The organism is Methylobacterium sp. 10 (assembly GCF_000519085.1).
In the GTDB taxonomy this organism is placed as follows: Bacteria; Pseudomonadota; Alphaproteobacteria; order Rhizobiales; family Beijerinckiaceae; genus Methylobacterium.
This window is the reverse complement of the sequence record NZ_KI912577.1, coordinates 2105298-2130725: the sequence shown is the minus strand read 5'-3', so window position 1 is coordinate 2130725 and position 25428 is coordinate 2105298. Positions and strand designations below refer to the sequence as shown.

At 66.3% G+C, this 25428-nt stretch carries 21 protein-coding genes; 6 read left to right on the top strand and 15 right to left on the bottom strand.

Translation table 11 applies throughout. The features are described 5' to 3' along the window. The first annotated feature begins 96 nt into the window (after positions 1-96). Genes K368_RS0109790 through K368_RS0109780 form a run of 3 tightly spaced genes read left to right on the top strand, consistent with a single transcriptional unit; the run spans position 97 to position 2797 of the window. A complete protein-coding gene (locus K368_RS0109790) occupies positions 97-1638 on the top strand; it encodes a TadE/TadG family type IV pilus assembly protein (RefSeq protein WP_036266156.1) in 1542 nt (513 codons plus the stop codon). Further along, positions 1635-2219: a TadE/TadG family type IV pilus assembly protein gene (locus K368_RS0109785; protein WP_027172243.1), complete on the top strand. Its 585-nt coding sequence runs from the start codon at positions 1635-1637 to the stop codon at positions 2217-2219. Before K368_RS0109790 ends, K368_RS0109785 begins: the two co-directional genes overlap by 4 nt. Beyond that, positions 2204-2797: a TadE/TadG family type IV pilus assembly protein gene (locus K368_RS0109780; protein ID WP_036266153.1), complete on the top strand. Its 594-nt coding sequence runs from the start codon at positions 2204-2206 to the stop codon at positions 2795-2797. The genes K368_RS0109785 and K368_RS0109780 overlap by 16 nt, the downstream gene beginning before the upstream one ends. 45 nt (positions 2798-2842) lie before the next feature. Here K368_RS0109780 and K368_RS0109775 read toward each other — a convergent pair whose 3' ends face one another. From K368_RS0109775 to K368_RS0109765, 3 genes are all read right to left on the bottom strand, one after another. Continuing rightward, the gene (locus K368_RS0109775) at positions 2843-4012 is read right to left on the bottom strand and encodes a M20 aminoacylase family protein (protein ID WP_027172241.1); all 1170 of its coding nucleotides are present in this window, start codon (positions 4010-4012) and stop codon (positions 2843-2845) included. A gap of 138 nt (positions 4013-4150) precedes the next feature. After that, positions 4151-4600, bottom strand: a complete 450-nt coding sequence (gene cueR, locus K368_RS0109770) for a Cu(I)-responsive transcriptional regulator (protein ID WP_027172240.1) — start codon at positions 4598-4600, stop codon at positions 4151-4153. Further along, positions 4597-7086, bottom strand: a complete 2490-nt coding sequence (locus tag K368_RS0109765; protein ID WP_027172239.1) for a heavy metal translocating P-type ATPase — start codon at positions 7084-7086, stop codon at positions 4597-4599. Before K368_RS0109765 ends, cueR begins: the two co-directional genes overlap by 4 nt. 132 nt (positions 7087-7218) lie before the next feature. On the opposite strand from K368_RS0109765, the gene K368_RS0109760 reads away from it, so the two are divergent. Then, positions 7219-7449 carry a hypothetical protein gene (locus tag K368_RS0109760; protein WP_245259547.1) on the top strand — a complete coding sequence of 77 codons (231 nt, stop codon included), beginning with the start codon at positions 7219-7221 and terminating at the stop codon, positions 7447-7449. Between the two features lie 10 nt (positions 7450-7459). Here K368_RS0109760 and K368_RS0109755 read toward each other — a convergent pair whose 3' ends face one another. The 11 genes from K368_RS0109755 to K368_RS0109705 form a co-directional block, all read right to left on the bottom strand. Continuing rightward, positions 7460-8728, bottom strand: coding sequence for an ATP-binding protein (locus K368_RS0109755; RefSeq protein WP_027172237.1), 1269 nt, complete (start codon positions 8726-8728; stop codon positions 7460-7462). Between the two features lie 30 nt (positions 8729-8758). Then, positions 8759-9817 (bottom strand): lysylphosphatidylglycerol synthase domain-containing protein, encoded by a 1059-nt coding sequence (locus K368_RS0109750; protein WP_027172236.1) that lies wholly within the window; start codon positions 9815-9817, stop codon positions 8759-8761. A gap of 125 nt (positions 9818-9942) precedes the next feature. Continuing rightward, entirely contained in the window at positions 9943-10599 is a 657-nt protein-coding gene (locus K368_RS0109745) for a uracil-DNA glycosylase (RefSeq protein WP_027172235.1), read from the bottom strand. Then, on the bottom strand, positions 10583-11356 hold the full coding sequence (locus K368_RS0109740) for a PIG-L family deacetylase (protein ID WP_027172234.1): 774 nt from the start codon (positions 11354-11356) through the stop codon (positions 10583-10585). The genes K368_RS0109745 and K368_RS0109740 overlap by 17 nt, the downstream gene beginning before the upstream one ends. A 2-nt stretch (positions 11357-11358) precedes the next feature. Further along, positions 11359-12582, bottom strand: coding sequence for a glycosyltransferase family 4 protein (locus tag K368_RS0109735; RefSeq protein WP_027172233.1), 1224 nt, complete (start codon positions 12580-12582; stop codon positions 11359-11361). Continuing rightward, positions 12579-13424 carry a sugar phosphate isomerase/epimerase family protein gene (locus K368_RS0109730; protein ID WP_027172232.1) on the bottom strand — a complete coding sequence of 282 codons (846 nt, stop codon included), beginning with the start codon at positions 13422-13424 and terminating at the stop codon, positions 12579-12581. The genes K368_RS0109735 and K368_RS0109730 overlap by 4 nt, the downstream gene beginning before the upstream one ends. Next, the gene (locus K368_RS0109725; RefSeq protein WP_027172231.1) at positions 13421-15007 is read right to left on the bottom strand and encodes a YcaO-like family protein; all 1587 of its coding nucleotides are present in this window, start codon (positions 15005-15007) and stop codon (positions 13421-13423) included. Before K368_RS0109725 ends, K368_RS0109730 begins: the two co-directional genes overlap by 4 nt. 132 nt (positions 15008-15139) lie before the next feature. Further along, the gene (locus K368_RS0109720; protein WP_027172230.1) at positions 15140-16219 is read right to left on the bottom strand and encodes a Gfo/Idh/MocA family oxidoreductase; all 1080 of its coding nucleotides are present in this window, start codon (positions 16217-16219) and stop codon (positions 15140-15142) included. After that, positions 16219-17403, bottom strand: a complete 1185-nt coding sequence (locus K368_RS0109715; protein WP_027172229.1) for a methyltransferase domain-containing protein — start codon at positions 17401-17403, stop codon at positions 16219-16221. The genes K368_RS0109720 and K368_RS0109715 overlap by 1 nt, the downstream gene beginning before the upstream one ends. 31 nt (positions 17404-17434) lie before the next feature. Beyond that, positions 17435-18331, bottom strand: a complete 897-nt coding sequence (locus tag K368_RS0109710; RefSeq protein ID WP_027172228.1) for a hypothetical protein — start codon at positions 18329-18331, stop codon at positions 17435-17437. Positions 18332-18354: 23 nt separating this feature from the next. Continuing rightward, positions 18355-19548 (bottom strand): inositol-3-phosphate synthase, encoded by a 1194-nt coding sequence (locus tag K368_RS0109705; protein ID WP_027172227.1) that lies wholly within the window; start codon positions 19546-19548, stop codon positions 18355-18357. 319 nt (positions 19549-19867) lie between these two features. Between K368_RS0109705 and K368_RS0109700 the strand changes: the two genes are divergently transcribed. Both K368_RS0109700 and K368_RS0109695 read left to right on the top strand, forming a co-directional pair. Then, positions 19868-21055, top strand: a complete 1188-nt coding sequence (locus K368_RS0109700) for a transglycosylase SLT domain-containing protein (RefSeq protein ID WP_027172226.1) — start codon at positions 19868-19870, stop codon at positions 21053-21055. Positions 21056-21268: 213 nt separating this feature from the next. Then, complete coding sequence (locus K368_RS0109695; RefSeq protein WP_027172225.1) at positions 21269-23743, top strand: PBP1A family penicillin-binding protein; 2475 nt, start codon at positions 21269-21271, stop codon at positions 23741-23743. A gap of 37 nt (positions 23744-23780) precedes the next feature. On the opposite strand, the gene K368_RS0109690 is transcribed toward K368_RS0109695, so the two are convergent. Beyond that, positions 23781-25250, bottom strand: a complete 1470-nt coding sequence (locus K368_RS0109690; protein ID WP_027172224.1) for an AMP nucleosidase — start codon at positions 25248-25250, stop codon at positions 23781-23783. Positions 25251-25428 lie beyond the last annotated feature (178 nt).

The following is a 25428-nucleotide window of genomic DNA, read 5'->3' as shown; positions in this document are numbered from 1 at the left end:
GAGTTGTTGACGCTCATCGAACCTTGTCCCCCGTCGACTGCAAACGGCCGGCGGGATTTAGTATTCCGTTAGAAGGTTCGCCCTACGTCTCCGGGCATGACGACGCGCATCAGACAGCCGGCAATCAATCTGCTCGGTCGGTTCCGCAAAGAGACCGATGGCGCCATCGCTATCCTATTCGCCCTGCTCTCAATTCCCTTGTTGTTGCTGTCGGGGCTTGTGATCGATTACGGCGTGAATTCCATGGCCCAACAAGGCCTCCAGGATGCCGCGGATTCCACCGTGATCTCCCTCCTGAAGTTGCCGCTCTCCACAACGAATGCCGACCTCCAGGCTAAGGCGGACAAGCAGATCAGGGCTGCCGTCCCCAAGCTCGTGGACACCGGCACGAAGGTTACCGCGACGCGCTTGGACAATACGATCACCGTGACTGTGGTCGGCAAGAGCCCCACCAGCGTGTCCAAGATCGCCGGCTACGATACCTTTCCGGTCTCCGTCACGGCCGCGGGCACACGCGGATCTGGTAATCTCGAGATCGCCCTCGTTCTCGACAATACCGGCTCGATGAGCGGCACGAAGATCACCAACCTGAAAACCGCCGCCAATGACCTCGTCACGTCGCTGTTCAAGGAGGCCGACCCCACCAAGCCTAACGCCCTTAAGATCGGAATCGTCCCTTTCTCGATGACCGTGAATGTCGGGCCCGCGAATGCGACCCAGTCATGGCTGGATAAGGATGCGAAGGCCTCATATCACTCAGAAATCTTCGTCTCGTCGGCGAACCGCCTGACCTTGTTCAGCCAGATGGGGGTTGCATGGGGCGGGTGCGTCGAAAGCCGCCCCGCACCCTACGATGTTCAGGACACGCCGCCGTCGATCGCCACTCCCAATACCTTGTTCGTGCCCTTCTTCGCGCCTGACGAATCCGACAAAGACAATAACGCCATCAACGATTACATGTACGACTATGCCAATACGTCATCGGTGACCGACTATCGTACTAGACAAGGCCAGATCGCAAAATATTCAAAAAATGTCATATTACAAAAAGGCCGGATCAGCAGCAACATACCCTATCTCTACGGCCCCAATTCCGGCTGCGAACTCCAGCCCATCACGCGTCTCACCACGTCACAATCGACGCTCACGAGCGCGATCAACGCGATGACCATTGTCGGCGACACGAACATCGCCATGGGGCTGGTCTGGGGATGGCACCTGCTGTCTCCGAACGCTCCCTTCGCTGAGGGTGTGCCCTATGATGATAAGGACACCCGGAAGTTCGTCGTCCTGATGACGGATGGCCAGAATACCTCCTACGTCGGATCGTCTGCGAACGCGTCGATCTACTCCGGCCTCGGCTTCATCTGGCAGAACCGGATCGGGACCACGTCGACGAATACCACTACCCGTACGAACGCCATGAATGCCCGGCTTTCCACGCTCTGCTCCAACATGAAGAATGCCGGCATCACCATCTTCACGGTTCGCGTCGAGGTGAATGAGGGGACCAGCGACATCCTGCGCAACTGCGCCACAAGCACCGACAAGTTCTATGACGTTCAGAACTCCGCAACGCTCACCGATGCCTTCAAGGCAATCGGAGCACAGATGAGCGAATTGCGAATCTCACGATGAACGTTTGGGGACGCCCTCGCCTGCACAAGCGCACGCTGCGGAATCTCTCAGGCGACCGAAGCGGTGCGACGGCCGTCGAATTCGGGCTCATCAGCCTCCCCTTCTTCGTGCTGCTCGGCGCGATGCTGGAGGGCTTCATGTTCATGGTCGCCCAGGTTTCTTTCGATAACGCCCTCGATCGGGCCGCGCGGGCCGTCTTCACCGGCACGTTTCAACAGGGCTCCACCGGCAGCGATCCAGCGACCCGCCTCATCCAGGAGATGTGCAGGGACGCTACGCTGTTCACGTGCAACCCGGACAAGATCAAACTCGAGGTCACCACTTCGGAATTCGGCGACGCGCCTGTCACGTGCTCACCCTACGACAGCACGAGCCAGTCGATCTCCACCAGTTTCGGCACGAAATTCCAGTGTCCCAACGGTGATGACATCGTCACGATCTGCGCCATGGCGGCGATACCGCGCTACTTTCCGACATCGAAACTCACCTTGCCACCCCTGCCGAATAACGAGCAGATGATCCGGTCGATGGTCGTGTTTCGTGCGGAGCCATACGCGCAGGGAAAATGTCAGGCGAATTGATGCGGGCAATCCTCCTCTGCCGGCGATTCGTGAGCGAGCGGTCGGGTGTGTCCGCCGTGGAATTCGCCCTCGTCGCGCCGGTGATGATCCTGCTGTTCATGGGAACGATCGAACTGCCCCGTGCCTACACGACCGGGCAACATGCCAACCGCGCCGCTCGCTCGATGGCCGATCTGATCTCACGCACGACCCTGACCACTCAAGAGGTGGACGGCGTCTACAAGACGGGCCGCAACATGATGGCGCCATACGACGCCACCGACGCGAAGATCGTCCTGACGTCAGCGGGCGTCTACCAGCAGAAAGACGGTTCGTTTAAAGCCAAGGCCTGCTCCAGCACGGCGTTCAACGCCCAGAAATATGCGGCTTCCACGGACCTCGGAGCGCCGCCGCCCTCGGAAGCGGTCGACAAGGCCCGCTACGTCATCGCCAAGATGACGATCGAGTATAGACCCATCTTCGACATCTTCCCGGCACTGACCTCCTTCTCGTTCGAGAAGGAGGTAACGTGGCCCATCCGCGCGATGAACGGGAAGCCGATCATCCTGCCCGGTGGCGTGGCCTGCCCGGCGACCTGATCCGTGAAGGGTATGGCAGTCCCCGGGGTTCGACCGAGGTGACCGTCAGCGAGCCGGCAAAGCCGTTTCGATCACCCTCGCCCAGAGCGAGGCCCCGTAGGGGATGGCGGCATCGTTGAAATCATAATGCGGATGGTGAAGCCCCGCACTATCCCCGTTGCCCATGAAGATATAGGCGCCAGGCCGGTGGGCCAGCATGTATGAGAAATCCTCCGCCGCCATCATCGGCGCCACATCCCGCTCCACATGGCTGTCCCCGACGATCCCCGCCGCCACGTCGGCGATGAAATCCGCCTCGACCGGGTGGTTCTCCGTCACCGGATATCCGCCACTGTAATCCACGCGGGCAGTGGCCCCGTAGGCGGCGGCTGTGTTCGTGACGATGGCGCCGATGCGCTCCTGCATGGTAGCGCGCACCGTCTTCGAGAGGGCACGCAAGGTGCCCCGCATGGTCACCTGCTGGGGCAGGACGTTGAAGGCGTCTCCGGCCTCAAGGGCACAAACGGACACGACACCGCTCTCAAGGGGGTTGACGTAGCGCGCCACCACCGATTGCAGCGCGACGACAATGTGGCTCGCCACCAGCACGCTATCGATGACGAGATGCGGCTGCGCCGCGTGGCCGCCGCGCCCTTCGATTGTGATGGTGAAGCGGTCGGTTGAGGCCATGATCGGCCCAGGACGGATGGCGAAGCAGCCCAGTTCCAATCCGGGAATGTTGTGCAGGCCGTAGACAGTCTCGACGCCGAACCGCTCCATCATCCCGTCACGGACCATCGCCTCGCCGCCGCCGCCACCTTCTTCGGCGGGCTGGAAGATCATCACCGCCGTGCCGTCGAAATCGCGCGTCTCGGCGAGATACTTGGCGGCGCCTAGCAGCATCGCGGTATGGCCGTCGTGCCCGCAGGCATGCATCCGCCCCGGCATGGTGGAACGATAGGCGAGGTCGCGCTCCTCCTGGATCGGCAGCGCGTCCATGTCCGCGCGCAGGCCGATGGCGCGGTTCGAACCGTGCGAGCGCCCGCGAATGACGCCGACGACCCCGGTCCGGCCGATCCCCGTGGCGACCTCGTCGCAGCCGAAATCCCGCAACTTGTCGGCGACGAAGCCGGCTGTGCGATGGACGTCGTATTGCAACTCCGGATGAGCGTGGAGGTCGTGACGCCATGCGGTGATCTCATCCGCCAAGGCTGCGATCCGGTCGACGATGGGCATGGTTCACGTCTCTTGCGCGTCTTGGCTCGTCTCGGGGCGAGCCCTTAGACCATAGCGCATCCCAGCAAAGCCGAGGCCATTTAGATCGATTGCAAAGGACACGGCCAACAGTTCATGTTCAGAACGTGATACCGAGTGCTAGCGGGAGAGCGGTTTTACCCGGTGAGGCCATCGTGGATCCGGCGCATGATCTGCGGCGAGATCGTCGAGGATCGGGCAATCCGGGCGGGAATCTCCGCTGCAATGGTCCGCCAGCGATGCCAGGGTTCGGGCCATGGCCTCCAGCTCGGCGATGCGGCGGCGCAGGTCTGCCACATGGTGCAGGGCCAGGGCCTTCACCTGAGCGCTGGCGCGTCCGCGATCCTGCCAAAGGGCGAGAAGGCCGGCGATGTCCTCGACAGAGAAGCCGAGATCTCGGGCCCGGCGCACGAAGCGCAGGGTATGCAGATCCTCCTCGCCATAGAGTCGGTAGCCGGATGCGGTCCTATCAGCCGGCGGCAGCAGGCCGGTCTCCTCGTAGTACCGGATCATCTTGGCCGAGACGCCAGTGGCCTTCGCCGCCACGCCGATAGTGACGGCACCGCTCATCGCAGGCTTCCCACCCGGCGTCCCGCCTTGCGAAGGCGGAGGGCATTGGCGAGCACGAACACGCTCGACAGCGCCATGGCGCCCGCGGCCAGCACCGGCGAGAGAAGTGGGCCGCCGAACGCGTGGAGCAGGCCCGCCGCCACGGGAATCAGCGCGACGTTATAGGTGAAGGCCCAGAACAGGTTCTGTGTGATGTTGCGTATCACCGCGCGCGACAGGTCGATGGCAGAGACGATGCCGGGCAGCGTCCCTGACATCAGCACTACGTCGGCGCTCTCCACGGCGATGTCCGTACCCGTCCCGATGGCGAGCCCGATCTCGGCCTCCGCGAGGGCCGGCGCATCGTTGATGCCGTCTCCGACGAAGGCGATCGGACCGAAGCGGGCGCGCAAGTCGCGCACGGCATCGACCTTGCCGCCGGGAAGAACTTCGGCGACGATCTCGGTAATTCCCAAAAGGGCTGCCACCCCGGAGGCCGCTCCCCTTGCATCGCCCGTGACCATGGCGACCACGATGCCCCGCGCCTTCAGGGCCGAGACGACCTCGGCCGCACCTGCCTTGATCGGGTCGGATACAGCCACGAGGGCGGCGAGGCGGCCGTCGATGGCGATGTAGAGGGGGCTCTTTCCCTCTCTCTCCAGCCGGGACGCAGCCTGGGCGAGACCGGCCACGGCGATGCCGTGCCCGTCCAGATGGCGCCGTGCGCCGACGATGATCGCCTGCCCGCCGACGCTCCCCTCGACGCCGTGGCCCGGCACGGCCTCGAAACGGTCTACGGGAAGCAGGGACAGGCCCCGTTCACCGGCCGCCTCGACGATGCTGCGCGCGATGGGATGTTCGGATCGCGTTTCCGCCGAGGCCGCAAATTGTAGCACCAGATCCGGCTCGAAGCCGTCTGTCACGACGAGGTCGGTGAGGGCTGGCCTGCCCTCGGTGAGGGTTCCGGTCTTGTCGAAAGCCACGACCTTGGCGTCGCGCAGGGCCTGTAAGGCCGCGCCGTTACGGAAGAGCACGCCGAGTTCCGCCGCGCGCCCCGTGCCGACCATGATCGAGGTCGGCGTCGCCAGTCCCATGGCGCAGGGGCAGGCGATGATGAGGACGGCGATGGCGTTGACGAGGGCCACGCCAAGGGCGGGGCTCGGACCGAAGGCAAGCCATGCGACGAAGGTCGTCAGGGATGCGGCGATGACGGCTGGCACGAACCAACCGGTCACCCGGTCTATCAGGGCTTGGATCGGTAGCTTGGCGCCCTGCGCCGCCTGGACCATGGCCACGATCTGCGCCAGCACCGTTCGCGCGCCGATCGTGTCAACGCGCAGGTCGAAGCCGCCATTGGTGTTCAGCGTGCCGCCGACCGTGCGGTCACCCTCGCGCTTCCGCACGGGCAAAGGTTCGCCGGTGACCATGCTCTCATCGACAAAGCTCCCCCCCGCCACGATCACGCCATCGGCAGCGATGCGCTCGCCGGGACGGATGCGGACGATGTCGCCGAGCCGAAGGGACGCAAGGGGAATGTCGCTTTCGCGCCCATCCCGGATGAGGCGGGCGGTCGTCGGCGCGAGTCCGACGAGGTGCGCTATGGCCGCGCCGGTACGCCCCTTGACCCGAGCCTCCAAGGCGCGGCCGAGGAGAATCAGCGTAACGATGAGAACAGCGGCCTCGAAATAGAGATGGGCCGTTCCCAGGGGCAGGATCTGCGGCGCGAGGGCCGAGACCAGAGAGTACAAAAACGCAGTCCCGGCGCCGAGGGCGACGAGGGCGTTCATATCCGGATACCCCTTCAGCAAGGCCGGGACCCCCTGCCGGAAGAAGCGCTGTCCGGGCCATGCGAGGACGAGGGTGGCGAGAACGGCCTGAAACAGGCCGGCCGCTGTGCCGAGATGGGCTTGGATGGCCTCGCCAAAGCCGGGGATCAAGTGCCCTCCCATGTCGAGGACGACGATCGGGGCCGACAGGACGGCGGAGATGATGGCGTCGCGCCGGAGTTCCGAAGCCTCGCGCTCGCGCCGGTCCTTCGGCACACCGACGCTCCCCTCATCAAGGGGAGAGGCCTCGTAGCCGGCGGCCGTCACGGCCTCAACGAGATTCGTGAGGTCGACCGCTCCTTCGGCATGGCGCACTGTTGCCCGCCCGGTGGCGAGGTTCACATTGGCCACGCTCACCCCGTCGAGAGCGCGAAGCGCGCGCTCGACGCGGCCGACGCAGGAGGCGCAGGTCAATCCGCCGACGGACAATTCGGTGACGGCCTCGGGCACCTCGTAGCCGGCCCTGCCGATGGCGGCGACGACGCTCGCCGGGTCGCCATCTAGGATCAGGCTGGCCCGGCCGGCGGCGAGATTGACGGCGACGTCAGATGCGCCTGGGAGCGCAGCGAGGGCGCGCTCGACGCGGCCGACGCAGGACGCGCAGCTCATGCCGACGACCGGAAGGTCGACACGACGTCCCGTGCTGGGGCGCTGCTCGGGGGAAATGATCACGATATCCATACGGGCCTATGTGGGGCTTCCCATCGTAGGAAGGTCAAGGCTGCGACGCATGGCTCATTGCGTCGCGTGCGCATGGCGTCCGGCACGTTTCCGCGTCATAGGAAGGCGATGATACAGCCTCTCGACACCTGCATGCGAACCTTGAGCGCGCTGATCACCTCCGACCTCCCGGCGGGTGAAGCCGAGGCCAATGCCTGCATCGAGACCTATCTCGCGACGTTTCCCGGTCCGGCGAAGCAGGTGGCTGCCTTGAGCATGCTCGACCATGCGGTCGACCAGCGCTTGAGCCCCTCCCCCTTCCTGCCTGTTCTGAAGGCGATCATCGAGGCGCAGTACCGGCGCCTCGGCACCAGTCGGAACTGACAGATCAGAATCAGACGTTCGCGGATGTATCGTCGCCAGCTTGCCGTTCCGGTAGCAGCGCGCGGACGGTAGTGCCCAGATCCGGCTCGCTCTCGATGACGAGCTTGCCGCGGTGGCGATTGACGATGTGTTTGACGATGGCGAGACCAAGCCCCGTCCCGCCCTTCTGCCGGCTCGATGCCACATCGACCCGATAAAATCGCTCCGTCAGGCGGGGAATGTGCTCAGGGGCGATACCCGGTCCGTCATCCCGCACGCTGAGCGCGATCTGCGGCTTTCCCGACGCCGGGCGAAGGGTCCGTTCGAGACCGACGACGACGTTGCCGCCCCCATACTTCACGGCATTCTCCACAAGGTTCTCGACCACGCGGGCAAGTTCGTCGCGCTCGCCGAGCACCGGATAGGCAGAATCCGGCGCGTCGAGGGTGATGATCACACCGCGCTCGCGGGCCAGCGGCCCCTGCATGTCCAGCATCTGTCGCGCGATCTGACCGAAATCGACGACCTGCGTCGGCGGCACGTGCTCGCGCAATTCGATACGCGAGAGCGACAGCAGGTCGTCGATAAGGCGCGTCATGCGCTGTGCCTGGGTCTTCATGATGCCGAGGAACTTCTCCCTGGCCGGCGCGTCGGCCTTGGCCGGTCCCTGCAGGGTCTCGATGAAGCCGAGGAGAGAGGCGAGCGGCGTGCGAAGCTCGTGGCTGGCGTTGGCGACGAAATCGACTCTCATCGCCTCCAGACGACGCGCCGCCGTGAGATCGCGAAGGAACAGGACGACGTTCGGTTGTCCGCCCCCTGGGCCGTCCGGCATGGGCAACGCGCCGATCTGCACCTCGAACGCCCGCTCGGTCGGCACGCGCGTCGTATAGAGGGTCTTCAGCGGGGCGCCGGTGCGGAGCACCTCCTCGATCCCGTCGAGTACGTCAGGCGCCCGCAGGGCAAACGAAAGCGGGTGCTTGAGCTTGAGGGCTGGCAGAAGCGTGCGCGCGGCCGGATTGACCTCGATGACCACACTACGCCGATCCACTAGGATCACCGGATCGGGAATGTTGGCCAGAAGGGCCTCGGCGATGGAATGGCGCGTGCGGGCAGCGGTCTCGGGCGGGGCCACCCTTCTCGGCCGGCTCAGGCTGCCGACGAGGCCACCCGCGACGACCGCCGCCACACCCGTCGCGACGACGGCAGGATCGAGGTCACCTCTGACGCTCGAGGCAATCACGGTGATCGTGGCGGCGATGCCTGCGCCGATCCAGGCCGATCTTCGCGCGCCACGGGCCATCGCTCACCGTTCCCTGGCCGAAGACACCGCTCAGGAGCCGCTGGACGTAGACGGCGATGCCCCGCGCAGGCGCCGGACGATCTCGTAGATGCCGAGAATCGCCAGGGCGACCGCGAAGGGAACGAGGTAGTAGCAGACCCGGAACAGCAGCAGCGAGCCGAGAACCTGATCCCGCGGCAAGCTCGACAGGGCGAGTAGGATGGTCGCCTCGAACACCCCGAGCCCGCCCGGTGCGTTGGAGGCGATGCCGAGCATGGCCGCCAGCACGTAGACGCCGACGAAAGTGGTGAACCCGATGGTCGAGCCGGCCGGAAGCAGGACATAGAGCGTCGCCGCTGCAGCACAGACGTCACCGATGCCCACTACCATCTGGCTCATGGATACCGTGGCGCCGGGTAGTTCCAAGGACCAGCCCTTGACCCTGACATGGCGGCGCTTGAGCGAGACCCAGCCGAGATAGCCGAACACCATGAGGAGCGCCGCGAAACCGACACCCTGGTTCAGACGGATGCTGGTGAAGGTGAGCGCCGCCAATTGCCCTGCCTCGACCACGAGGCTGAGGCCGAGGACGACGCCCATGCCAAGCCAAAAGGTGAATCCCGCGATGACGGTGAGCGCCGCGATCTTCGCCGCGCTCAAACCTTTCTTCGAGTAGATCCAGTAGCGGATCGTCCCCGCAGTCAGGAGCGGGAAGCCCAGGGTGAAACTCACCGCATAACTGGTGAACGAGGCGAGCGCCGTTGTCCTGTAGGGAACCTTGATCTTCAGTTGGCGGAGAGCGAGGGCGTCGTAGCAGGTGAGGAAAAGATAACTCACCCCGACGAACAGGAAGGCGAGGCCAAGCTGTTCGCCGGTGGCTGCCGTCAACGCCGCATGCAGCTCAGCCCAGGTGACCTGCTGCGACAGCTTCCACAACACGCCGAGGGACACCGCAAAGATGACAATGCTGGCCGCGGTGCCGAGCCAAGCGTAGCGGTTCCTGTAGGAGCGCTTCTGCGCGGGCGGAGCGCAATCCTCCGTCACGGCCGTCGTCACGGCGTCGGCCGGCTTCACGTCGGCCCGCCGATGATGGTCTCCCGCAAAGTTCATGTCGTCGGCGTCCGCCTCCGCCGGCCTTCCCGCCCAACCTCGACGGCGGCGTGGATTGGGACCGAGCTTTTGCCGGACCGCGGCCCGTGCCCCGGCATTTAGGGTCTTTGTGTCCGGATGGCCAGTCACCTCGGCCCTTCCGCTGGCGAAGTCAGGTATGGAGGCAGCATCGCGGCGGCTTGGCCCAGCCCTTCGACGATCCGCTGCGCCACCAGGGGGGAGGTGCAGACGAAGGTCGGGCTCGGATGTGGAATGGCGAGAACCGGTATCCCCGGCCGGAGCCGTGAGAGCGGTTCGCGCGACAAGCCGGCCACGCGCCCGGCCAGCACCACGACGGCGAGGGACGGAAGCAGATCGATGAGCGGTGCGAGGTAAACGGCGGCGGACGCGATCTCGGCTTTCCTCGGTGCCCGGTTCAGGGCGCCGGGCGCGTGGATGACCCAGGGAACGGCGTTCCAGATGAGGCTGTCGCGCCGTGCGATACCGGCCTCCGCCATGAAGTGGAACAGGTTGGCGGCGGTGCCGGTAGGATTGTCGCGCGAGACGAAGCCGGTGCGGCCGATGCTCGGACCCGGTGTCTCGAGCAACAGGAGAAGCCGTGCACCGATCCCACCATCCTGCGGATCGGGGTCCGGCACCTCCGCGGACCGTTCCGCCGCGATCCGTTGCGCCAGCGCGCGCAACGGAGCGACATGCGCTGCGCCCCAGAGTGCGCGACGGACTGCGACCTGCTCCGGGTCGGCGAGGCTTTTTGGCCGGATCGCGTCAGGCTCGGGCGCCATGGTCCTCGAACAGCGCGGCGGCACCGGCGGACAACGTACCGGCAAGGCGGAACCGCTCGGTCCGCGCCTCGCTCGAGAGACGACCCATCAACCCTTCCACTCCACCGAACTGGAAACCGAGTTGCGTCGCATAGGCCGAGCAGGAAGCCCCCTTCTGCGCCTCGGCCGTCGCGGAATAGCGACAAAAGCGCTCCGGCAATGCATCGAAATCGCCTTTGAACGGCTCCTTCGGCGCAGGATTGCGAACGGTGTAGGGAAAGTCGCGCCACCACAGGATCGGGACACTCCATCGCGCCCGATTTATGCCGCGGACCAGCTGGACATGATCGACATGGCCGCCGACGGCCTGCGGGGCGAGGACGAGATCGGGAGAGATGTCAGCAGCAAGGCGCCAGACCGCATTGCCGAGGGCATTGACGATGTCGTCGTCGCCGCGAGGATCTGCGAACAGCTCCGGCGCCGCGCCGTAGCCGCGATGCGGTGCTTCCCGGAACGGCAGGTGCAGCGGCGGCGAGATACCGAGCGCGTCGGCCGCGCGCCGGTCCTCGTCCCGCCGAAGGGCCATGTAGTCGATTTCCGGCCCCAGGCCCTTGTCGGTCTGGCAGGCCAGGGCAAAGCCCTTCGGATTGGGGACGGTGGCGGTGAAGATCGTCGCCATCACCACCTGCCAGCCAGAATCCGCCAGGGTCGCAAGGGTGCCGCCGCAGGAGAAGGCGGCGTCGTCGAGATGGGGCGAGAGCGCAAGGGCGACGGGCATGGTCAGAGCAGGTGCGGCTCGGCGCGGAACCGACAGGCAGGATCGTGCGGCAGGGTGTCAGCGAAGTCCGTCCGGGGCCGCTCGCCCGCCACCTCGGCATAGACATCCATGATCTGGCGGCCGACCGCCGTCCAGGAATAGACGCGGCGGCACTCGTCGAGCCCATCCCGGGCAAGACGCCGCCGCAGGGGCTTGTCCTCGATGACGCGCTGAAGCGCATCTGCCAAGGCGGGGACATCGCCGGGCTGGACCAGCAATCCGTTCTCGCCATCGCGCAGGCAGTCGGACACGCCGACAGCATGGGTCGAGACCACGGCGAGCCCCGCCGCCATGGCTTCCAGGATGGTGTTGGAAAAACCCTCAGCATAGGTCGGCGAGACGAAGATGTCCGCCTGCCGGTAGAGGTCGGGCACGGTGTGGTACTGCGCGTAGCCGGTGAAGCGGATCTCGGCCTCGGAAAAGTTCAGCTCGGCGGCACGGGCCTTCGAGGAGTCTACGTCCGGCCCGATGCCGGAGATGATCGTTTCGAACGGGATTCCGCGAGAACGCAACAGGCCGAGCGCGTCGATGAAATCGAGCACGCCTTTCCGGCGGTCGACGCGGCCGTGATAAAATAGCCGGACCGGTGCCGAATGACCGGCGGGACCGGGAGTGAAGCGCGCGGTGTCCACCGCACCCGGTACGATGGTGAAGCGGTCCGGGTCGGAACCCAGCCGGTCGCAGACCTCCTCCACGAAGGAGCGGCCGCCGATGAGGAGGGCGTTGGCATGGGCCAGCACCTCGCACATGGCGACGCGATGGGTTTCGCAGCACGAACCGACCCAATGGCCGTCGCCGCCCTGGATCGAGACGACGTTGGGAATGCCGATCCGCTTCGAGGCCAGCAGCGTCGCCCAGCCGGTCGGATAGCCGTACTGGGCATGGAGGATATCAAAGGGCTGCCGAGCGTGCTCCGCCACGATGGTCTCCACCATCGTCTCGATGTCGCGCTCGAAATCGCCGCTCGCCTGCTCGCCCACCTGTTCGAGACCGATGACGCGCACGCCCGGCACTTCGGGGGGCGGCCCGCCGCCATAGACGCGGGTGCCGAATTCATCGCCGCGGTACTGGCTGATCATCGTCACGTCGTGGCCGGCATCGACCAGTTCGCGCAGCAGGTTCTGCGCATAGACGCTCATGCCCGAAATCGCCGGGAAGTAGCGGCGGCTGACGAAGCAGATCCTCATGCGTTCACCTCTGCCTTGTGGTTGCGGCAGGTCTGCACATACTCCAGCGATCTCGGCACCATGACATCGGCGCGGTGGCTCTCGCGGGAGAGTTCGACGCAGACGAGGCGTTGGAAGCCGATGGCGTCGAGGGTATCGAGCACGCCGGCTACATCCATGTCGCCCTCGCCGAAGGGCAGATGGATATGCTCGCCCCGCACCATATCCTCGATCGCCACGGTGCCGATCACGTCGGCGAATTCCGCGACCGCCGCTGCCGGATCGCGCTCGCCGGTGACGAGGCAATGGCCGGTATCGAGGGCGAGCCTCAGGCCTTCGATGTTCAAGGCGGCGAAATCGTCCAGGGTCTCGACCAGCATGCCGGGTTCCGGCTCGAGGCAGGCGACGACGCCGTGCTTACGGGCGTAAGCCACGATTTCAGCGACGCCATCAGCGAGCCAGACCTTCGCCTCCTCACGATCGATGCCGGGTTTGGGCACGCCGGCCCAGAACGACACGGCCTCCGAATGCAGGATGACGGCGATGTCCACCGCGCGCTTTAGGAAACCGATGCGCCGGGCGCGCCCGGAAGCGTCTCCGCTCACCAGGGTCGGCTCGTGCTTGGCCTTCGGGTCGAGGAGGAAGCGGGCACCGGTCTCGATGACGCTGCCGAGGCCGAGCCGCTGCAGCCGGCTCGACACGCGCTGCGCCTCTTGGACCCAGTTCTCCGCATACGGGTCAAGATGGTGGATATCGAGGGTCAGTGCCACGCCCTGGTAGCCGGCATCGGCGATGAGATCGATGGCGTCGTCCAAGCGATGGTTGGCCGTGCCGTTGGTGTTGTAGGCGTAGCGCAGGCTCATGCCGCGCGTCCTTGCTGCTCGAGACGGAACGGTGCGTGGTGCGATTCCGGCTCGCGGTAGAGCGGGTAATGCCGCCCGACAATCTCGTGGGCCAGGGCCACGTCGAAGAGCGGCTGGCCGCCGAGGCGCTCGATCGCTTCGGGTGTGAGACGAACGGGAAGCTTCGTCTCACTGGCCTTGCCGAACGAGATCAGCGGATGGTCCCGCGCAATCAGTTTGGCGGCATTGCGTTCGCCGATGCGGTGATAGCTCATCGTCTCGACTTCCAGCCCCGGCACGATCGCCTTGACCACGCCGACGCTGCCGCCCGGCGGCGAGCAATCGACGTAGAGCACGTCGAACCCGGCCTCTTCGAGCCGCTCGCGGGCGATCCGTCCTCGAGCGTGGCCGTCGGGAGACTCCATCGTCGGCAGATCCGAGAACGCCTTGGTACTGCGCTCGGAATATACCGTTTCCTTCAGGACGTCGCGCAGGCCCTCCGGCGGCAGAACGATCCATTCGAGCATCGCCTTGAGGGCACGGCTCTCCTCCAAATCGAGGCTCGGCAAGGCCTTCTCGATAAAGGCTTTGACGTAGCCCGGCGGCGTCACCCGTTCGGCGAAGGAAAGGGGACCATGGCCGAAGGCCTTGCGCACGCGCGCCGCCTGGAATTCGAGGAGCGCCTTGCGCAGGGCCCGCTCGCGGTCCGGATCACAGGCCTCGCCGCAGGCGGAGAGGGCCACGGCGACCGGCGCGTCGGCGGGATTCAGGTCGTGACCGACGACGTAGATATTGGTGAGGCCGAACTGGTCGGTGGCGAATTTCGGTAGTGCCCGGATGCCGAGATCGTCGAGACGGGCCAGCATCGCCCTGTTCTCCGGGCCGATCCCGTCGAGATCAAGCATCACGCCCTGGTCGAGGGCGCGGAACAGCAGACCGTTGCCGTCGCGCTGGAGCAGTTCGAGCAGGCCGTGACCGAGCGCGAAATCCACGTCCGGCCCGGCACCGAGGCCGTTGGTGATGAGGTTGGTGAAGGGCTTGTAGCCTTCCGACAGTTCGAAATAGTCCGTGGCCGCGATGTCGAGGGGCATCAGAACGGTCTCGCCGGTGCGCGCCCGGACGCTAGGAGTCCATTCGAGCGCAGTATCGCGGTCGACCGGGGAGCCGGCGGGCAGGCACAGGGTGAGCGGATCGGCCACCGAGCCCGCGCCGAACACCTTGGCGAGGTCGTGGTAGGATCCCCGTTCCTTCTTGCGCGGCATCACCGCGAGGGACGGCATCAGGTTCTCGGCGATCTCGGCCACCGCGCCGATGAGCGCCTCGTGGTCGGTGGCGCCGTAGCCGATGCCGCTCGGCATGGCGCCGACGAAGAACGGATCGTCGAGGAACAGCGAGACGAACCAGACCGGGATACCGGTCCGGTCGAGGGGAGCCAGGGGAAAGCCGACGATGCGCCCCTTCGGCAGGATGTCGAGATAGGCGCGCACCGGCTCGGGCAACGAAGCGGGCAGGCCTTCGATGACCCGTGGACCGCCATAGGCGTAGGGCCGGGGGAACTTGATGCGCGGGTCGCGTGCCCGGGCGTCCTGGTCGTGTTCGCTCATGTCGGTCACTTTTTAGTTACTCTGATCATCCCTCCTCATCCTGAGGTGCCGCGTCAGCGGCCTTGAAGGAGGCCTTCAGTATCATCGCGCGAACTGGAGGCCTCCTTAGAGGCTGCCGCTCGCGGCTGCGCCTCAGGATGAGGTGGTGGGTAGGATGTAGTTTCGAGGTCGAAACCCCGATCTCGAATCCGGCCCTGGATCGCAGCGGCCGGATATACCTTCATAAGCCCGCGCCAGGAGCCGCATCGTGTGAAGATCGCGCTCGGCGCTGTACGCATCGCGCTCGGCTGGCCGACGCAGGGCGGAGCCGAAGGCGCAGACCTGTTCGAGGAAGGGTGAGGCCTCCGCGTCGAAGGAGATCGCTTGCGCCTGCCCGCTGACACCGTCGTTGAAGGCGAGCGTTCCGCCTGCCACCTGCCCCATCGTGTCGATGGCGATGAGCGCCCCCTTGGTGCCGATCACTTCGAGGCGGCGGCGTGGTAGAGCGTCCGGGCAATTATAGGCGACGTGAAGGTTGGCGAGGATCCCGGAGCCGGTGCGGCCGATGAGAAGGGCGCCGTCGTCCACGGCGTAATCCTGCGCCCTCGCCTGGGTCAGCGCGGCGATGTCCTCAATGGACTCGTCGAGGAGGAAATCCACGAGGTCGATGCCGTGGGGCGCCAGATCCATCAACGCGCCGCCGCCGGCCTTCACCGGATCGATGCGCCAATTGTCCTGGCCGGCGAAGGAGGTCCAGGCCCGGTCGAGCCAGCAGGCATAGACGACGCGGATGGTGGTCACGGCCCCAATGCGACCCCGGCGGATCGCGTCGCGCATGGCCCGGTGCGCCGGGTGATGGCGCTGGTCGAAGGCGGTGCCGTAGAAGATGCCACCCTTCCTCACCGCCGCGACCATGGCCTCGGCATCGGCGAGGGAGGCCGCCATCGGCTTCTCGCAGAGGACGGCCTTACCCGATGCGGCCAGGGCTTCCACCGCCTCGCGGTGGAGATGGTTGGGCGTCGCCACATAGACCGCCTCGACCTCCGGCTCCGATAACAGACCGGCGATGTCGGCATAGGCTCGCGCGCCCTCTGCCTCGGCCGCCGCGCGCGAGGCTTCGCCGGGATCGGACACGGCGACGAGCCGATGCCCGGCGCCTCGGATGCCCGGCGCCATGTAATCCCGCGCGACCCAGCCGTAGCCGACGATGCCCCAACCGATGGAATCGCCCATCACCAGCGCTCCGGTAGGTCGACGAACTCGCGGCGGCGGACACGGTCCTCGTGGGGCGATTGCTCGCCGCCGACCCAGTCGAGGGTCTCGGGTCCGTCCGAATGCGATGGATAGGTCACCCGGGACGCGTATTCGGCCTCGTAGCGTTCGGAGGGCCAGAAGACAGCATAACCGCCCGCAGGATCTGGCCCGTAGAGAGGGTTGAGGCGAAGGGGGGTACCTTCGTTCGGCCAGGTCAAACCGTCGAGGATGGCACGCGGGGCCGGCCGCATCCCGGCGCCAGCGACCACGGAGAACGCCTCTACATGGCGCAGGTCGGCCGGGCGCCGCGGTGACGGCGCGCGTTTCTCGATGAGAGCACGCGTGAGTTCGTCGTCGTCGTAGACGAGAGCGTCGGGAAACAGCTCTTCGATCTCGTCCGCAGAGACTGCACGACCGGCCGAGAAGCCCGGCCGCTCGGAATTGTGGATGTGGCTGAAAACGAGCCAGCCATCGTCGCCTGCATTCTGGCGGAGGCATTCGAGCACGGCCGGCTTATCATCGAGGAAGTAGAACGCGTCGTTGCAGACGACGAGATCCACCGGAGCACCTGGGATCGGCCAATGCGGCGATCCGGCATCGAAACAGACGAACTGCGCCGTCTCGCCGACGACCCAATGGCGCGCCACCCAAAGCTTGGCGAAGACTACGTCGGCGCCAGCTACTTTGACGCCGCGCGCCTGGATCTCGCGCAGATAATGGCCGATGCCACAGGCGAATTCAAAGACGCAGAGGGGGTCGTTCCAATGCGCCTCGAGGAGCGTCAGCCCGGCGAGGAAGGTCGGGTCGGTCCAGCGATGCAGGAAGTAGTCGCCGACCCGGCCCCAGCCGAGAAGACGCACGGCGTCCCGAAGGCTCGCCGTTTTCCGGTCGCGGACGAGGGCATGGAGATCTAGGGGATCGGCCGGAGGGCCGGTCCACCAATCGTCCTGATCGGCGAGCAGGCCCTCCAGGGCGAGATCGCCCTGATCGCCGTCGAGCAGGGCGAGCGTCGTGGCTACGAGCTCGTCGCGCCCGGTCCGGAGATAGGGAATGCCGTCCACGACTGGCCAGCGCGCACTCGTTACCACGTCACGCAGGGAATGCGGCGTATCGGCTTTAAGCGCATGTCCCGTCTGAGGGGAGAGGAGGTCGAATGGGATCATGACACGCGGCCCATGCTGCCGCAGCGGGCCATCACGGGATTCGCATGTCCCTGAGGACCCGGTCGTGAAAGCCCTTCACCGGGCCGGCATGGACCAGTTCCATGTCGTCGAGCACGGTGTCCATGCTCAGCGAGGAGGCTCTAAGATGCTGAGAAATCTGAAGAACCCGGTCGATGCAATCGGCGGCGTGGAAGGCCCGGCCCTCGGCCGTGGCATCGTCGGGAAGAATCGCACGCGCTCGCTGCACGGTCTCGCGCAGAGGCGGGTCGAGTTCGTCTAGGGCCCACTGCGTCGTGCGCGCCATGATGGGCGCGAGATGGTCTCCGAGGAGCATCTCACCGGTGAAACCGGCATCCGGCATCGCCGCGTTGTGGAAGTGGTGGCTCATGGCCGCGAGGAAGACAAGGGCGGGGTCCGCCCGGTAGAACGGGCTCAGCACGACACCGTAGACCGCCACCATCAGGCAATGTTCCGAATGGTTTTCCGGCGGCTCCAGCAGGATGCGAGCCCTGCCGGGACAGGTCACCCCGGCGCGCGGCTGGTGGTTCAGTGCCGCCACGAAGGCCGGCAAAGGACCGCCATGCACACCCTCGTTCGTGCGCAACGCGACGGCCAAACGCCGTTTCAGTTCCACGTCGACCGTGGCGGTGACCGCGTCGAGTCCGGACGTGAGAATGTCGCCGATTTCGACCTCACCGAGACCGGCGGAGGCGAGGAAGGCAGCGTCGAGATCGCAGAGCCGAGACGCAGCAAGCGCCTTGGCGGTGATGTCGATGGCGACGGACTCGGGGTCGGCGCCGCCCGTCAGGGCCGACCAGCCCTGCGCGAACAGCCGCTCGGCGATAGAGCCGATGCGCCCGGCCGAATGCACGCGCTTCAGGTCATTGAGCTCGACGAACAGCTCACGCAACGCGAAGGGGGCAGCCATGCCGCCCCCCGTATCGGACGATGTCATTGACGCACGCCGAGCCAATCGAGGAGCATGTGCTGCTGTTTGCCAAAATCGTGTTCCGGGCCGTGGCCGTTAGCGACCATGGGCGCCTTGAAGAACGAGGAGAGCTGCTCCTGCGGGCCGCTTTCACCGCGCTTTTTGGCGAGGTCGAGAACGCGGGCGATCTCGATCACCAGGGGTGCCGCCAGGATGGAATCCTTGCAGAGGAAGTTGACCTTGATCTGCATCCGCTGACCGAGGAAGCCGGTGACGTCGATGTTGTCCCAAGCCTCCTTGTCGTCGCCGCGCGGGCGGTAATAGTGGATGTGGACCAGATGGTCCTCGACCGGATAGCCGAGGATCGAGTCGAGCACGGTGCCCTTGGTGTTCAGCTTCGACTGGAGCGAGTCCTTGTCGTTAAGGGCCAGACCATCGCGATTGCCGAGGATGTTGGTGGAGAACCAGCCATCGACGTGCAGGGCGCGGGCCTTCAAAGCCGGCGCGAGGACCGTCTTCATCATGGTCTGGCCAGTCTTGCCGTCCTTGCCGGCAAGGGGCACGCCCATCTCACGGGCCAGCTCCATCAGCGCCGGCACGTCGGCCGCCACGCTCGGCGTGAAGTTGGCGTAGGGCACGCCGCTCTGGATCGCCGCATAGGCATAGAGCATCGCCGGGCTGATCGATTCGTCGCTCGAATCGAGGCCCTTCTCGAAGGCGGCGCGCGAGTTGAGCGCTGGTGCGTTGAGGTCGGGCCAGCGCTCGGTGGAGGCTAGATTGATCACGACGACTTCGTCGAGATTGCTCTCAAGACGAAAACGGCGAAGGTCGTTGGCGATGACGGAGACCGCCTCGCGGTGATCGGCGGCGACGATGCGGTTCGCACCCTCGATGTTCTTGCAGAACTTGGCGCTACCGACAGCCGGCCAAGGCTTGATGCCCTTGAGCACCTGGGCGCCGTTCTCGATATCCTGCTTGGTCAGCACACCGTGACCGGTGGCGGCAGAGGCGAGATCGTCGTCGTTCAGGTCCCAGCCGCCGAAGACGAGATCCTTGTAATCGGCCAGTCCTGCGACCGAGAGGCCCGCGAGGGGCAACCCGTCGAGGCGGTTCGATCCAGATTTGATCATCTCGATGCCGGCGATGGCTGTGGTGGCGACGGCGCCACCCATACCGACGAAGGCAACGCCGACGCGGCGACCGGTCTGCATGCTCATTGGAAAAAGGCTTCCTTCAATGGGTCCATCGGGGCGCGTCTCGTCGATGTTTCGAAATCGCCCTCTGGGACCATCGTAACTGGGCTACGGAGCCTTCGTTCCAACCCCGGCCAGAATGCCTTTTTGACGCGGCCACTCTGAACGGCTTCCGAACGATTACTTAAAATATCGTTAAATCATAGCCTTAACCGTTCCTTAAGCGTGCCACGCTTGAATCACGGAGCTGTCCCATTGTGGTCACAGCTCCCAGCGAGACGTCCGCTCGCTGAACTGATCGAAGCCGCGTCCTAGAACGCCGCGGCACGAACAAGGAACAAAGATGGGGCTTTTCCCGGAGCCGGCGCACTGCGCCGACGACGCGTGCCGTCTCGTGCCCAACGAGACCCTGGATTGCGCTGAGACCGTAGCCTGGCTGAAGCCCGGCTCCCTTCGCGGCACAAGGAAGGCAGGCGCCACGGTATCGGCCAAACTCACCTTCGCGAAGATCGCGATCGGCCTGCTGCTCGGGTCCGGACTTCCGCAAAGCGCCTTGGCGCCGGCCGCCACCGCCCATGACCGCATCGACCTGCGGGCCTCCACGGCGAGTGACTTCGCAGCCTCCGCCATCGACAAACCCTCGGATTGGCAGGGGGTTCCCCTCCTCGACCAGGAACCCGCGACGGCGATCCTCATCGAGACCGATCTCGCCTCGCTTCCGCAAAGTCACGAGAGCGCGGGGCGGGACGTCCTTCGGTTCGGCGACATGAATGTGCCGCGCGACATCGTCGAGACGATCCTGAAGGCGTCGTCCGAGACGGGCGTCGATCCAGTCTACATGATGGCACTCGCCGACAAGGAATCGAGTTTCTCGACGACGGTAAAGGCATCGACCTCGTCGGCGGAGGGGCTGTTCCAGTTCCTGTCCGCCACGTGGCTGGAACTGGTACGAACCTACGGTGCCCGCTACGGCTATGAGGCCGAGGCCAACGCCATCACCGGCCGTGGCAGCGCCATCACCATTCAGGACGAGGCCACCCGCACCCGCGTGCTGCGCCTGCGCCAGGACCCGTACGTGGCGGCCCTGATGGCCGGCGAGCTGATCAAGCGCGACCGTGCCCGTATCGAACAGCGCATCGGCCGCGAACTGAAGACCTCCGAGCTCTATCTCGCCCATTTCCTCGGCACGTCGAGCGCCGGCAAGTTCCTCGCGCTGAGCACCGACAACCCGGATGTGGTGGCGAAGCAAGCGTTCCGCGCCGCCGCCCGCGCCAATCGCAGCCTGTTCACGGAGAAGGCCGGCAAGCACCGCCGCAGCCTTACCGTCGCGGAAGTCCGCGAGCGTCTCGGCGACATGATCGACCGCCGCCTCGACCAGTATGAGGGCGTCACCGCCCTGGTGGGCACACAGGACTCCGCTCCGGACATCGCCGGCGATCCGAGCCAGGCTTCCGCCCTCCTCGATGCCAGCCTTCGGGTCTCGGCCCCGACCCACCGGATGCAGATGACCGAGGCCTTGCCGAAGGAGTAAAGCCGTGGTCTCAGGTCATCACCCCGGCGGCGGAGCAAAGCCATGAGCGGCTTCGAAGATGCAAAACCGGTGACTATTTTCGCGAAACCTGCTTGGCGAATATCGATGCCGCCTCCGGCATGGCGTCCACGGTTCTTTCCGGTCTAGAACCGCCAAACCAGCGCCGACGGTAAGCCGACGGGACCTGCGCTCTTGGATGACGACCGGCGGCCGATGACAGATCAAGAACCGGAACGGCCGAAGACCGGCCAAGCGCCGGATGCCCGAACCGCCGCCCGCGAAGCCGGACAGGCGGCGCGTGTCCTGTTCAGGCATCTCGGATTTCTCCTCGCCACGGCGTTGCGCAGTCTCGCGCGGGGTCTGCTTTCGACGGGGCAAGCGACGGGACGAAGGCTCGGCACCCTCGGCTCGAGATTCGGCGCGCGCGCTGCTTCCCCGCAAACGAACGGTACGGTCACGCCACCTCCGGCCGGTATCGCTCCGGCCGCGCCGACGGCACAATCGGGCTGGCGCGGCCGATTGCGGCAGCGGCCCTACCTTGCCGCCGGCCTCGCGGCCCTTGCCCTGCCGCTGGTCTTTGTCGCAGGCCTCGTCCTCTACAGCTTCGCGACCCTGCCCCCGCTCGGCGGGGTGGTGCCGGAAGGCGGCCAGCGCGCCCTCACGGTGGAGGCGGATGACGGCCGGGTCTTTGCCACGCGCGGCGCCTTCCAGGGCCAGAAGCTCACGGCGGCCGACATGCCCGCCCATCTCGCCCAGGCCGTGGTCGCCATCGAGGACCGGCGGTTCTACTCGCATTGGGGGGTCGATCCGCGCGGGCTGGTCCGGGCGCTCTGGCGCAACACCGTGAGCGGCGGCGTGCGCGAGGGCGCCTCCACCATTACGCAGCAATATGTGCGGCTCACCTCCCTGACCCAGGAGAAGACGCTGCGCCGGAAGATCCAGGAAGCGTTCCTGGCCCTGCGTGTGGAGAGCACGATGTCGAAGGAGGACATCCTCCTCGGCTATCTCAACACCGCCTATTTCGGGGCCGGCGCCTATGGCATCGACGCCGCGTCGCGGCGCTATTTCGGCAAGGGTGCCAAGGCGCTGACCCTCCCCGAGGCGGCGATGCTGGCGGGCCTCGTCCGCGCGCCGTCACAGCTCGCACCGACGCGCAATTTCGGCGGTGCCAAGGAGCGCGCCGACATCGTGCTGCAGACCATGGTCGAGACCGGCGCGATCACAGCCGCCGAGGCCGACAAGGCCCGTGCCGAAACGATCACCCTGCGGACCCCGCCCGAGACGCCGCCGGGCACCAACTACTTCCTCGATATGGTGTCAGCGGACGCCAAGCGCCTGTCGGACACGTCCGGCGACGTCACCCTGCGCACCACCCTCAACCTCGATCTGCAGAGCTTGGCGGAGGGCGTCATCGCCCGGCGGCTTGATGCGGAAGGGGCGAAGAAGAAGGCGAGCCAGGGCGCCATGGTCGTCCTGAACAAGGAGGGCGCGATTCTCGCCATGGTGGGCGGGCGCGATTACGAGGACAGCCAGTTCAACCGGGCAACCCAGGCCAAGCGGCAGGCCGGCTCGCTGTTCAAGCTGTTCGTCTACCTCACCGCCTATGAGAAGGGCCTCTCGCCGGAGACGGTGTTGGTGGACCGGCCGATCCAGATCGGCGATTGGGAGCCGCAGAATGCGAGCGGCCGTTTCCGTGGGGCGGTCCCCCTCCGCACCGCCTTCGCCCAATCGATCAACACCATCGCCGCGCAACTCGCCGAAGAGATCGGCATGGCCTCCGTGATCGAGACCGCGCGCAAGCTCGGGGTCACCTCCGACCTTCCCAACGTGCCGAGCCTCGCCCTCGGCTCGGCAGAAGTCTCACTGCTGGAGATGACACGGGCCTATGCGGGCGTGCTGGCGAGCGCACAGCCCCTCGACACCTACGGCGTCCATGCCATTCGCGGGCCCGGCCCCGACCCGCTCTACCTGCGCCCCGATGCCAAGCCGACGACGCCCCTGCCGGGCGAGAGCCGCGCGATGATGCTCGATTCACTCCAGGCCGTGGTGGACAGCGGAACCGGGCGGGCCGCGCGGATCACCAACCTCGCGGTGGGCGGCAAGACCGGGACGACGCAGGATTACCGCGACGCCTGGTTCGTCGGGGTGACGCCGGACCTCGTCGTCGGCGTCTGGATCGGCAACGACGACAATGCCTCCATGAACAAGGTCGGCGGCGGCGACCTGCCGGCGGCGATCTTCAAGGATTTCACCCAGCGCGCTACGATCCAGATGGCGTCACGGCGCAAGCGCCCCTCCACCGCCCGCGCCGAGCCGGCTCCCGCCGTCAAGGAGACCACCGCTGCCGGAGCGTTGCGTGGCGTGCCGGAGGTGATCGATACCGGAACCCTGTCGTTCCGCGGCCGGACAGTGCGCCTCCTCGGCGTCGACGGCGAGCGCGGTGCCCTGGCGCGCCAACTCGCGCGCTATCTGCGCCGGCGCGACGTCGTCTGCGCGCCGGCGGCCAACGGTGGGGCCGACGAGGCGCAGCCTACGGGCCTGCGCTGCCAGATCGACGGCGACGACCTCGCCTCCCTGATCCTCACGGCCGGCGGTGCGCGCGCCTCGGAGGATGCCCCGTCGGATCTCCTGGCGGCGGAGGAGCAGGCCCGCTCCGAACGGGCCGGTCTGTGGCGGCGCGAGCGCTGAACCCGTCGATCCGGCGATCGTGCAAGGCGCGCGACGGTCACCGGAACGGCGGCTCGTCGAAACTCCTGAGCTTGCGCGAATGCAGGCCGTTGCGGTCGGCGCGGAGGATATCGAGGGCCGACAGGCCGATGAGCAGGTGCTCGGCCACCGCCCGCTCGTAGAAGGCGTTGGCCGCCCCCGGCAGCTTGATCTCGCCGTGGAGCGGCTTGTCGGAGACGCAGAGGAGGGTGCCGTAGGGAACCCGCAGGCGGTAGCCCTGCGCCGCGATGGTGCCGCTCTCCATGTCGACGCCGATGGCGCGGGACAGGTTGATCCGGCGCCGCTCCTGGCTGAAGCGGAGCTCCCAGTTGCGATCGTCGTAGGTCACCACCGTGCCCGTGCGCAGGCGGCGCTTCAGGTCGTCGCTGGTCTCACCTGTGACGCTGGCGGCGGCTGCCTGGAGTGCGAGCTGAACTTCGGCCAGGGCCGGTACCGGCACGTCCGGCGGCACGAGCTCGTCGAGGATGCGGTCCCGGCGCAGATAGCCATGGGCGAGGACGTAGTCGCCGATGGTCTGCGACTGCCGCAACCCGCCGCAATGTCCGACCATGAGCCAGCAATGCGGACGCAGCACCGCGAGATGGTCGGTGATCGTCTTGGCGTTGGAAGGGCCGACGCCGATATTCACCAGGGTCGTGCCTTGCATCGACCCGTCGGGGCCGCGCGCCACGAGGTGGTAGGCCGGCATCTGGAACTTGTGCCAGGGCGAGGCGGCGATGAGGGTTGCCGGGTCGATGCTCGCCGCCTCCTCCCGCGAGACGGTGACGCCGCCGGGCAGGATCATGCGCTCGTAGCCGTCCCTGCCGCTGGCGAGCTGCTCCAATCCGTGGCGGATGAAGCCGTCGACGTAGCGATGGTAGTTCGTCAGCAGGATCCACGGCTGGACATCGCGCCAGTCGCAGCCAGTGTAATGAACGAGACGGCGCAGGGAGTAATCGACCCGGATCGCGTCGAACAGAGCCAGGGGTTTCGGCTCTTCCGCCGGCGCCACCCAGAGCCCGTCGGCGATCTCGTCTCCCACCACCGAAAGCAGCGGGACGGGAAAGTATGTCGCCAGGTCGCGCGGCGTGATCCCGCTGCCCGAGAGGTTGGCACCGGGCTCGAGCACGTAGGGATAGGGAATCTCCTGCGCGCTCAAGCCGACTTCGAGGGTCGCGCCGTAATCCCGGATAAGGGGCGTCAGCTGCTCCAGCAGATACGGCTGGAAATGCGCCGGCTGCGTCACCGTGGTGGCATAGGTGCCGGGAGACTGGAACTTCGCCGTCGCGCGGGAAAAACGCGGGATCGGCCCGGACGGGTGATAGGTGATCCGCAATTCGGGATAGCGGAACTGGAGCCGCTCCGCATGGTCGGGGGCGGCGCCCCCGTCGAGATAGCGGGTCAGGGCGGTCTGGAGCGACTGGATCGCACCCGCGTACAAGGCGGCGAGGCGGTCGACGGCGGTCTCTGCATCGCCCACGGATTCCATCGGGCGCCATTCGCTGGTGGTCACGCTCTCTCCTTGAAAAGGTTCGGCTCCAAGTCCGGCAGTCTCGATGGCCGGCGGTGCCGATGGAGCCGCCGACGGCCCTATGCAAGAATCTATACCGCGCCGGCGACCGATGGAACGATGCGGCCCGCATGGCGGCTCGTTGCCGTCCGGCTTG

Coding starts and splice junctions, on each gene's coding strand:
- K368_RS0109790 (WP_036266156.1), top strand. CDS start 97: ATGACGACGCGCATCAGACAGCCGGCAATCAATCTGCTCGGTCGGTTC.
- K368_RS0109785 (WP_027172243.1), top strand. CDS start 1,635: ATGAACGTTTGGGGACGCCCTCGCCTGCACAAGCGCACGCTGCGGAAT.
- K368_RS0109780 (WP_036266153.1), top strand. CDS start 2,204: ATGTCAGGCGAATTGATGCGGGCAATCCTCCTCTGCCGGCGATTCGTG.
- K368_RS0109775 (WP_027172241.1), bottom strand. CDS start 4,012: ATGCCCATCGTCGACCGGATCGCAGCCTTGGCGGATGAGATCACCGCA.
- cueR (WP_027172240.1), bottom strand. CDS start 4,600: ATGAGCGGTGCCGTCACTATCGGCGTGGCGGCGAAGGCCACTGGCGTC.
- K368_RS0109765 (WP_027172239.1), bottom strand. CDS start 7,086: ATGGATATCGTGATCATTTCCCCCGAGCAGCGCCCCAGCACGGGACGT.
- K368_RS0109760 (WP_245259547.1), top strand. CDS start 7,219: ATGCGAACCTTGAGCGCGCTGATCACCTCCGACCTCCCGGCGGGTGAA.
- K368_RS0109755 (WP_027172237.1), bottom strand. CDS start 8,728: ATGGCCCGTGGCGCGCGAAGATCGGCCTGGATCGGCGCAGGCATCGCC.
- K368_RS0109750 (WP_027172236.1), bottom strand. CDS start 9,817: ATGAACTTTGCGGGAGACCATCATCGGCGGGCCGACGTGAAGCCGGCC.
- K368_RS0109745 (WP_027172235.1), bottom strand. CDS start 10,599: ATGGCGCCCGAGCCTGACGCGATCCGGCCAAAAAGCCTCGCCGACCCG.
- K368_RS0109740 (WP_027172234.1), bottom strand. CDS start 11,356: ATGCCCGTCGCCCTTGCGCTCTCGCCCCATCTCGACGACGCCGCCTTC.
- K368_RS0109735 (WP_027172233.1), bottom strand. CDS start 12,582: ATGAGGATCTGCTTCGTCAGCCGCCGCTACTTCCCGGCGATTTCGGGC.
- K368_RS0109730 (WP_027172232.1), bottom strand. CDS start 13,424: ATGAGCCTGCGCTACGCCTACAACACCAACGGCACGGCCAACCATCGC.
- K368_RS0109725 (WP_027172231.1), bottom strand. CDS start 15,007: ATGAGCGAACACGACCAGGACGCCCGGGCACGCGACCCGCGCATCAAG.
- K368_RS0109720 (WP_027172230.1), bottom strand. CDS start 16,219: ATGGGCGATTCCATCGGTTGGGGCATCGTCGGCTACGGCTGGGTCGCG.
- K368_RS0109715 (WP_027172229.1), bottom strand. CDS start 17,403: ATGATCCCATTCGACCTCCTCTCCCCTCAGACGGGACATGCGCTTAAA.
- K368_RS0109710 (WP_027172228.1), bottom strand. CDS start 18,331: ATGGCTGCCCCCTTCGCGTTGCGTGAGCTGTTCGTCGAGCTCAATGAC.
- K368_RS0109705 (WP_027172227.1), bottom strand. CDS start 19,548: ATGAGCATGCAGACCGGTCGCCGCGTCGGCGTTGCCTTCGTCGGTATG.
- K368_RS0109700 (WP_027172226.1), top strand. CDS start 19,868: ATGGGGCTTTTCCCGGAGCCGGCGCACTGCGCCGACGACGCGTGCCGT.
- K368_RS0109695 (WP_027172225.1), top strand. CDS start 21,269: ATGACAGATCAAGAACCGGAACGGCCGAAGACCGGCCAAGCGCCGGAT.
- K368_RS0109690 (WP_027172224.1), bottom strand. CDS start 25,250: ATGGAATCCGTGGGCGATGCAGAGACCGCCGTCGACCGCCTCGCCGCC.